Origin of the sequence: Pontibacter amylolyticus (genome assembly GCF_014638845.1) — a bacterium.
Classification (GTDB): domain Bacteria; phylum Bacteroidota; class Bacteroidia; order Cytophagales; family Hymenobacteraceae; genus Pontibacter; species Pontibacter amylolyticus.
Genome location: NZ_BMFP01000002.1, coordinates 728899 through 738052, shown reverse-complemented (window position 1 = coordinate 738052; position 9154 = coordinate 728899). Strand labels below are relative to the sequence as shown.

The 9154-nt window shown below is 52.5% G+C and carries 4 protein-coding genes; 2 read left to right on the top strand and 2 right to left on the bottom strand.

Annotation, left to right across the window (positions count from 1 at the left end; translation table 11 throughout):
* Nucleotides 1–1110: 1110 nt before the first annotated feature.
* Nucleotides 1111–2331 carry an NAD(P)-dependent oxidoreductase gene (locus IEV97_RS08140; RefSeq protein ID WP_188500989.1) on the bottom strand — a complete coding sequence of 407 codons (1221 nt, stop codon included), beginning with the start codon at nt 2329–2331 and terminating at the stop codon, nt 1111–1113.
* 256 nt (nt 2332–2587) lie between these two features.
* On the opposite strand from IEV97_RS08140, the gene gcvP reads away from it, so the two are divergent.
* Both gcvP and IEV97_RS08130 read left to right on the top strand, forming a co-directional pair.
* On the top strand, nt 2588–5506 hold the full coding sequence (gene gcvP, locus IEV97_RS08135; RefSeq protein ID WP_188500988.1) for an aminomethyl-transferring glycine dehydrogenase: 2919 nt from the start codon (nt 2588–2590) through the stop codon (nt 5504–5506).
* Between the two features lie 558 nt (nt 5507–6064).
* Entirely contained in the window at nt 6065–6652 is a 588-nt protein-coding gene (locus tag IEV97_RS08130) for a DUF4136 domain-containing protein (RefSeq protein WP_188500987.1), read from the top strand.
* Nucleotide 6653: 1 nt separating this feature from the next.
* On the opposite strand, the gene IEV97_RS08125 is transcribed toward IEV97_RS08130, so the two are convergent.
* Nucleotides 6654–8954 (bottom strand): TonB-dependent receptor domain-containing protein, encoded by a 2301-nt coding sequence (locus IEV97_RS08125; protein ID WP_229733851.1) that lies wholly within the window; start codon nt 8952–8954, stop codon nt 6654–6656.
* Between the last annotated feature and the right edge of the window lie 200 nt (nt 8955–9154).

Here is a 9154-nt window from a genome sequence, read left to right as displayed (position 1 = left end):
TATTAGGCCTGCCGCTAGCGTTCATCCTGAGCCAGGATCAAACTCTCCATTGTAGTGTTTACTTTTCAGGTTCTATCGCTAGAACCAATGTGTCCGTTCGACCCGTGGCCTTTTCCTTACTACTCTCTGTGATGTGAATCACTTGAATTGACGCGGTGGGGATCTTTGCAGATCCGCCCGCGCGGATGTACCTATCTTAATTTTCTTTTTTCTGTCTCAACAATCTCTCAAAGAACTTTCCGGAAGACTTCCTCTTCCTGTAGTGCCCTATCATCTATAAGGCGGGTGTGTCGCTTGTGACCGGGACAACCTGCTGTTGTTTTTCGGTGTGCAAAGGTCGGAAAACTTTTCCAACTTCCAAGCAAAATCTTCAATCTTTTTTCTCTCTTCCCCGTCGCCCTGTTGGCTCGGGAGGCGCTTTCAAGACCCTGTGTCTCGGAGCGGGCTGCAAAGGTAAGAAGAGTTTCTCAATCTCCAAACACTCCGCAAAACTTTTTTTCCCTTTTCCGGCCGCCCTCTGTTAAGGCAGCTTCCGGAATCGTTTCCGGCTGAAGCGGGCTGCAAAGGTAAGAAGCTTTTCTCAACCTGCAAGCACTCGGCAAAAGTTTTTTTTCAGTCTTCAGCCCCGTTGCCGGCGCCCGTAAAGCCGCCTCCTGGTGAAGCGGGCTGCAAAGGTAACAAGCTTTTTTGAAGCTGCAAGGCCTGGCGAAAAAAACTTTAGCGGTATTTTAACCCCTGCCCAAGGCTTTCCCTTTCATTAAAAGAGGCCCCTTGTCCTGCCGGGGCTGCGCCCCCTGCCGGAGCGCCTGTTTCCCCATCCGCTTAACCGGGTTGGGAGTGCAAAGGTCGCAAAAGTTTCCGGCTCCGCAAGGGGGTCCCTTTGCTTTTCCTTTAGCTCTTCTATTAGTTTCGCTTAAGTATCTGAGTTGCACCATCAAAATCTTGAAAATACTTTAAAAGTTTTTTACTGTAGCTTCAATCGTGTGCTTATTATGTCGTTTTTCGCTGCTCTACTCCGCTTTTACTACCCCGTTAAATGGAAACGAGGTATAGACTTATGCTTAGTCTATACCTCGTTAGCTCTTACTCTATTATATATAGTATCAGTTCTTACACAGCAGCTGCCTCCGCATACTCCTGCAGATACTTATACCTTTCAGTCAGTTTTCCTCCTTTTGCTATTGTAGCCCGTCCCAGCATACCGCCTTCATCATTATTAAAGAACTGCGGGAATACATAATCTATAATATTGCGGCCAAAGTCGCGGGAGGCGTTGCGCGGTAATTCGCATGGCAGGTTGTCGACGGCCATTATCGTGATGTTGTCTTTTCTACTATAGGCTGGCTCGAGCTCTCCTGTTTCCGGGTTGTAGTCGTAGGCGGGCTCAGGTATGGTGGTAGCACGCTTGGTCGTGGGTATAGATCCATCCACATCGCAGGTGATGTCGGCGATGGTGTCGATTTTGAAATCGGGCTGCCTGGTGTCTTCCTCTGAGAACAGCTTCGGCGCGCGCGGATCCCAGTAAGCACAGGCCAGCAACAGGTCGGTTACTTTGGTGAATTTGCGGAAGGTGGATTGGTATAGCTCCGGGTGGGCGTAGAAATCAGGAGAGTCCCATACCTCCACATCGGGGCGGTTGTTGTAGTCGCCGGAGTGCAGTTGGGCATATACGGGCTCGTTGAATTGCTTGTACAGGTAATCGAACACACTCACCTTTCTTATTTCCATCTTTTCAAGCACCTCCATGGCGCCGCCTGCCACACGGCCACCGCCTGTCACGGCGATCTTGATCGGCGGCAACTTCACCTTAAAGTATTCTTCCTGCATGTCTTCCATCTCGTGGCAGAGGTAGGCGGGCTTCAGATCGAAGAGCTTCCACTTTTTGCCGTAAGTGAGAATGCCATTATAAGCGCCCACTATACCTGCATACCTGCCAAAAGCCACTACCCGCTGTCCCTGTGCGTTGGTCAGGAGTTCGTAGTCTATTAAGGTGATGTTCTTGTCGAGCACCGCCCGCAGGAGTTTGGCGTTGTGCGGCTGCTTCTTGATGGTATGCGAGAAAAAGAAATAGGTCTTGTTTGGCAGCAGTTGGTCGACAGGCACTTCCTTTACGCCCATCAGCACGTCGCAATCGCTCAGGTCCTGCTGCAGGGCTATACCTAGTTCAGCATATTCCTCGTCCGTAAAGCAGCGTACCTCGCTGGGCTGCACCACTACCTCTGCCTCGGGAAACTCCTGCATGGCCTCTTCACACTTTTTAGGAGTGAGCGGCACGCGCTTGTCCACTGGTATTTTGCCTTCTCTAATAATGCCAATTTTAACTTTTTCCATCGATGCGTCTTTCTGAATTCTTCTGCCGAATTTTGTGTTTGTCAGTCTGGGGAATGTTGCCAACCACACCTTATATATAGGTATGCCATTTATACGACTATATCAGGTCACTTGCCACACCCCGAACTATTTAGCTTTCAAGCTTCAATATAATAAACAATTACTATTACTTTTGTAGAAATTATTGAAAGAGAGCCTTTGGCTTGTCTTCCACTGGAAAGTTAAAACCCAAATTCCCAATCAATACTTCATCATTATGATTCTTAAAACAAAACCTGCTGACACTTTTAAGGAGCGCCACAACGGTCCTGACAAAGAGCAAATGCAGGACATGCTTAAAACCATCGGGGTGAACTCGCTGGACCAACTGATTGAGGAGACCGTACCGGCCGCCATTAGACTTAAGAAGCCGCTGAACCTGCCAAAGGCTCTTTCAGAAAACAACTTCCTGAAGAAATTCGGTGAGATTGCCAGAAAGAACAAGGTATACAGATCGTATATCGGCTTGGGCTACAACGACACCATCATGCCACCGGTGATCCAGCGTAATATTCTGGAGAATCCGGGTTGGTATACTGCCTATACCCCTTACCAGGCTGAGATCGCGCAGGGCCGTCTGGAGGCGCTGATCAACTACCAGACCATGGTGATGGACCTGACCGGTATGGAGATCGCCAACGCCTCTTTGCTGGACGAAGGTACTGCCGCCGCTGAGGCCATGGGTATGTTCTATGCGCAGCGCAAGGGCGCACGCAAGAATGCCAACCGCTTCTTCGTAACGAACCAAGTGCTGCCGCAAACACTGGATATCCTGCTTTCGCGTGCCACGCCTATCGGCATTGAGCTGGTAATCGGCGATCACCGCGAGGTAGATTTTTCTGACGAGACATTGTTTGGCGCCCTGGTGCAGTACCCTGCTGCCGACGGTGCCATTTTCGATTATACAGACTTCATCAGCAAAGCACACGCCCAGGAGATCCTGGTAGCCGTTGCGGCTGATATCCTTTCCCTGACGCTCCTGACACCTCCGGGTGAAATGGGTGCCGACGCGGTAGTGGGTACCACGCAGCGTTTCGGTGTGCCAATGGGTTATGGTGGTCCGCACGCGGGTTACTTCGCCACGAAGGATGCCTTCAAGCGTGTGATCCCGGGTCGTATTATCGGTATTTCGGTGGACGCCGCCGGTGACAGAGCCTACCGCATGGCACTGCAGACACGTGAGCAGCACATCCGTCGCGAGAAAGCTACTTCTAACATCTGTACCGCACAGGTACTGCTGGCGGTAATTGCCGGTATGTATGCCGTGTACCACGGCCCACGACGCCTGAAGTACATCGGTCTGAACACCCACGCGCTGGCGCAGCAACTCGAGAGAGGCCTGAAAGCCCTTGGCTTTGAGCAGCTGAACGAAGCTTACTTCGATACGCTGAAAATTGCGGTAGAGAGCGCCGACATGAAAGCAGCCATCCGCACAGAAGCGGAGGCGGCGGGCATCAACTTCCGTTATTTCGAAGAAAACTTCATCGGTATTTCCCTGCACCAAAACACAGAGCTGGAAGATGTGCAAGACATCCTGGCTGTATTTGCGAAGGTAGCCGGCAAGTCGACTGACGTGCTGGGTATAGACGAGCTGCCGGAAGAGACTGAGATCACCTGGTCAGACAAGCTGATCCGTACGAGCGAGTACCTCACACACGAGGTGTTCAACAAGCACCACTCCGAGCACGAGATCCTGCGCTATATGAAGCACCTCGAGAACAAAGACATTTCTTTGGTTCACTCCATGATCTCTTTGGGCTCTTGCACCATGAAGCTGAACGCCACGGCGGAGATGATTCCAATCACCTGGCCAGAAATCGGTCAGCTGCACCCATTTGCGCCTGCCGACCAAACGCAGGGTTATGCCGAGATCTTCAAGAACCTGGAAGCATGGCTTTGCGAGATCACCCGTTTCGACGCCATGTCGCTGCAGCCAAACTCAGGCGCACAAGGCGAGTACGCCGGCCTGATGGTGATCCGTGCTTATCACGAGTCACGTGGTGATCATTACCGTACGGTTGCGCTTATCCCTTCTTCTGCACACGGCACCAACCCTGCTTCTGCTGTAATGGCGGGCATGAAAGTGGTAATCGTGAAGTGCGACGAGAAAGGAAACATCGATGTAGCGGACCTGCGTGCGAAAGCCGAGCAGTATAAGAATGAGCTCTCTTGCCTGATGGTGACTTACCCTTCTACACACGGTGTGTACGAGGAGTCTATCATCGAGATCTGCCAGGTTATTCACGACAACGGCGGCCGTGTTTACATGGACGGTGCCAACATGAACGCCCAGGTAGGCCTTACTTCGCCAGCGCACATTGGTGCTGACGTGTGTCACCTGAACCTGCACAAGACGTTCTGTATCCCTCACGGTGGCGGTGGTCCTGGCATGGGCCCGATCGGTGTGGTAAAAGATCTGGCTCCGTTCCTGCCAGGCCACGCGGTGGTTGACCTTGGTCGTCCGGAAGCGATCCACGCGATTTCGGCTGCTCCCTGGGGTTCTGCTTCTATCCTGCCGATCTCTTATGCTTACATCGCGATGATGGGTGGCGAGGGTCTGACAGAAGCAACGAAAGTGGCGATCCTGAACGCGAACTACATCAAGGCGCGTCTGGAGAAACACTATCCGGTGCTGTATGTAGGCGCTAATGGCCGCTGCGCACATGAGATGATCCTCGATTGCCGCGAGTTCAAGAAGTTTGGCGTAGAAGTTGAGGACATTGCGAAGCGTCTGATGGACTACGGTTTCCATGCGCCAACCGTATCGTTCCCGGTAGCGGGTACGCTGATGGTGGAGCCAACCGAGTCAGAGGCACAGGAAGAACTGGAAAGATTCTGCGAGGTGATGATCTCGATCCGTGAGGAGATCCGTGAGATCGAAGCGGGCAAGGCTGACCAGAAAGACAACGTGCTGAAGAATGCGCCGCATACCCTGAAAGTAGTGATGGTGGAGAACTGGGAGCGTCCTTACTCTCGCGAGAAGGCGGTATTCCCAATGTCCTTCCTGCGCGACAATAAGGTATGGCCAACGGTTAGCCGCATCGACAGTGCTTACGGCGACCGTAACCTGGTGTGCTCTTGCGCTCCGATTGAAGCTTATAACGAGAATGAAAGTGAGATGGTAGCTATCGGCTAATCCGTCTTCATCTTATACCTGAAAAGCCTGGCCCCTGTGGTCAGGCTTTTTTGTTTCAGTTGTATAACCGCTCCACTTTTGCCAGTTCGCCTCTTCCATATTAGCAAAGGATTTTAAGCCCCTTATGCTTTCAACTTACTTTCTGTCATTTCGACCAGGGGGTAGGGGCAATGCCATCAACTTAATTAATTAACTGTCATTTCGAACTGGGGGTAGGGGCCCTCTATCAGTGAGAAATCTAAAATGTTGCCACTGTTCTGAGTTGACCCAGATCTCTCCATGCTGTCGAGATGACAAATTAGGAGTGTGGTTACTTAAGTTGACGGCATTGGGGGGTAGGGGCCCTCTTTTGGGAGAAATCTGAAATATTAAGCAGCTCCGAAAAAATCCAGATCTCTCAGTGGCTTTGAGATGACAGTATAGCACTTCAAGATAACAGTGTGGTAAAACCGCTTCTTAAGTTGGCAGCATTACCCCAAGCCCCACGACTATACCTACTGCCTACCTCGCACCGTATACCTGTTGTAGTCACGATACTGTACCTAAACCAACAGCCTTATGCGAAACGCCATACCTAACCTAAGCCATTGGCTATACCTTATACCTGTCTTTCTGATCGGCTTAAGCGGTTGTATACCTTCTATAGTAGCGGACAGTGCTTATGACCGCAGCGTGGATTTCCAGATATACCAGACGTTTGCACTGCTGGAGCCGGAAATGGCCAACACCTCTGCTGACCCCAACCTGTACGAGCCACTGCTGGATAGGCGAATACGCGACGCGATCGCAGCAGAGCTGGTTAAGAAAGGCCTGACACTCGATGTAGAGAGTCCGGATCTGCTGGTTGCCTATGATGTGTCGGTAGCGCAGGACGCTGCTACTGCTTCGCCTGACTTCGGTTATGCCTACTGGTTTGGCTATCGCTCCAATTACAACACCACCGATTTCCCTGACTACAGACCCGTGGGCCAGTACACGCCCGGCACCATGCTGATTGACCTTGTCTCAGCCAGCACCAACGAACTGGTTTGGCGCGGCGTGGCAGAAGGCGAAATTGTGGCAACGCAGACGGACGAAGGTAAGATCAGGAGGTCCATCATCAGCATCTTGTCGCTATACCCACCCAACCAGCCACCCAGGCAGTAGTTTACAGGCGGAATGACAGACTAAAGCCACCGTAATAGCTTCGGGGGGAAGCAGGTTGAAAGTAGCGTCCGCCAAAAGCGTTCAGGTCGTTGCCCAGGCTATACTGCTGATCTGTCAGGTTTTCGGAACCGGCAAATACGTCCAGTGCAAAATGACCACCCAGTTCACGTTTTAAACCGAGCCGCGCTCCCGCTACCAAGTAGGCATCGGCATACACCGTGTTCTCGTCGGTGAGCGGAATCTCGTCTACATAGTTGGCCGTTAGGTATAGGTATAGCCCAAAGCGGGTGGCCAGGTCGAGGCCGGCAGTTAAGGTATGCGGGGCCACGCCGGTAAGCTGGTTGCCGCTTAGGTCGGTGTCGTCTTTTTGATAATCGCGGAAGCGGAAATGGCTGTAGGTATAGCTGCTCCATACCTTGAGTAAACTCACAGGCCGCGTCGCATCTTCGAGCAAGGTATAGCCCAGGGCGGTTTCAACTCCACTTTGCAAAGTCGCGCCTACATTGCGGAACACGGCTATACTAGACAAATCCTGCCGACTCGCAATCGTCTCGCGTAGCCGGAAGTGGAAAGCCACCACATCAAAACTCAGTTTCCTGCCCAAGGTATAGCCGCGTATACCTGCCTCGTAGTTGATGCCTTTCTCCGCTTCCAGCTCCTGGTTCAGGGCACCGTCAGATGTGAGCAGTTCTTCTTCAGAGGGTGGCGAGAAACCCGCGCTTACGCTACCGTGCACCGACACCTGGTCGGTCAGGCGCTTGAGCAAAGCCACACGCGGCGAAAGCACGGCACTGAAGTCGCGGGTATACTGGTAAGGACCGCCAGCCGGAGCCCGGTGCAGGCGCGTGATCTCATACCTGGTGTCGTTCAGACTGAGGGCAGCCGTCGCGATCCAGTTGCCGGGCAGTTCAAACTCAGCCTGCGTGAAAAGTAAGCCGGTCTTAGCCAGTACTTCATCGTCGGTACGCAGCGAGTCGGTGCGTCCGCGGTTGTTGTCGTAGGTGCGGGCCGCTTCAAAACCGCGTTGGTATTCGCCCCCAAACGTGAGTGTCGTTCCTACCTCACCCAATTTGGTATTGTACACAAAACGGCTACGCGCACCATACTCCTGGTTGGTGTTGCGCTCGTAGTCGGTGTTGAAGGGGTGGTCTCTATACCTGAAAAGGCCATACAGCGCTGTTGTGTTCTTCCAGCTGTCACTGAAGCGGTACTCCTGCGACAGGCCGAGGTTTATACCTTGCTGGTTCATGGAGGCATTTTGCGCCACGCTCCCGAACATCCCACCTCGGGCCTGTCGCGGGTTCTGCTCAAATTGCTCCCGCGTCAGTCCGCCTGGCAGCTGGTAAAACAGATCGGAGTAAATCAGGTTGGCCTGGATGGTGCTCTTCTCAGATGGATTGAAAATGGATGTGAGCAGCAGTGTTTCGCGGTCCATACCCGATTGCTCCCGGTAGCCGTCGAGTTGCTGGCGGGTGTACTGCAGGTATAGGCTTTGCTTCTCACTGCCTACACTCGCGCTGGCGGTATAGCGCTGCAGGCCGAAAGAGCCGAGCGTTGTGCCTACCTGAAGAGTCTTCTCCCCGGGAGACGCCCTACGGGGCTCAAGCAGCACCGTGCCGCCAGTGCCCGCTCCGTAAATGCTTCCCGTCGGGCCTTTCAGAATTTCCATTTTGCTGAAGTTAGCCGCATCCAGTAGGTTTAGGTTCGTAATGCCGTTCGATTCGGTGAATGGAATCTCTCCCAGGTATACCTTCACGTTTCGAATTCCATAAGGAGATCGCAAACTGCTACCCCTGATAGAAAGGCGGTAACTGGCCGTAGCCCGCTCCTCCATGCGCACCCCCGGCACGGTATTCACAGCCCGTACCAAAGAACTTTCGTCAAATCGCTCGATCACATCCCGATCGATGATACTGATGGCACCGGCCGTTTCCAGCAAAGGCCGGTTGCTTTCATATCCCGTTACCACCACTTCCGTTAGACTGGCTGCTGACGGCTGTAGGTATACCTGTAGTGCTCTACCTGGCAGGAAACGCTCCAGTAAAACCGTATCGGGCTTGAATCCGATGTGCGAGATTAAAATGAAAGTCGCCTGGTCTGCTACTGACAGCTCGAAGCGGCCGGAGGCGTTGGTCAGGGTTTGCTCGCCGCTATTGGCCGTGATGGTCACGCCTTCGAGTGCCTGGCGGGTCTGGGCACGCAGTACCTGACCTGTAACCTGTTGCTGAGCATAACTCAGCAAGGGCAGCAGCATCAGGTAAGTCAAAAAGCAGAGGCGTAACGGGAGTAGTATGGGATTCATGAGTGCAAGTTAGCTGCTAACAAAACGGGTTATACCCTAAAAGGGTTAAAATTATGCAGGAATCACGCTTCTCTGTCGGACTGCAACAAGCAGCGCTGGCATTCGGCTACATCTTATTATAAATTGTCTCTGTCGGAAAAGCGCTGACTATAGCAGTTCATATACCTATAGAAGACAAGAATGACCCGGCGATCAGTCCA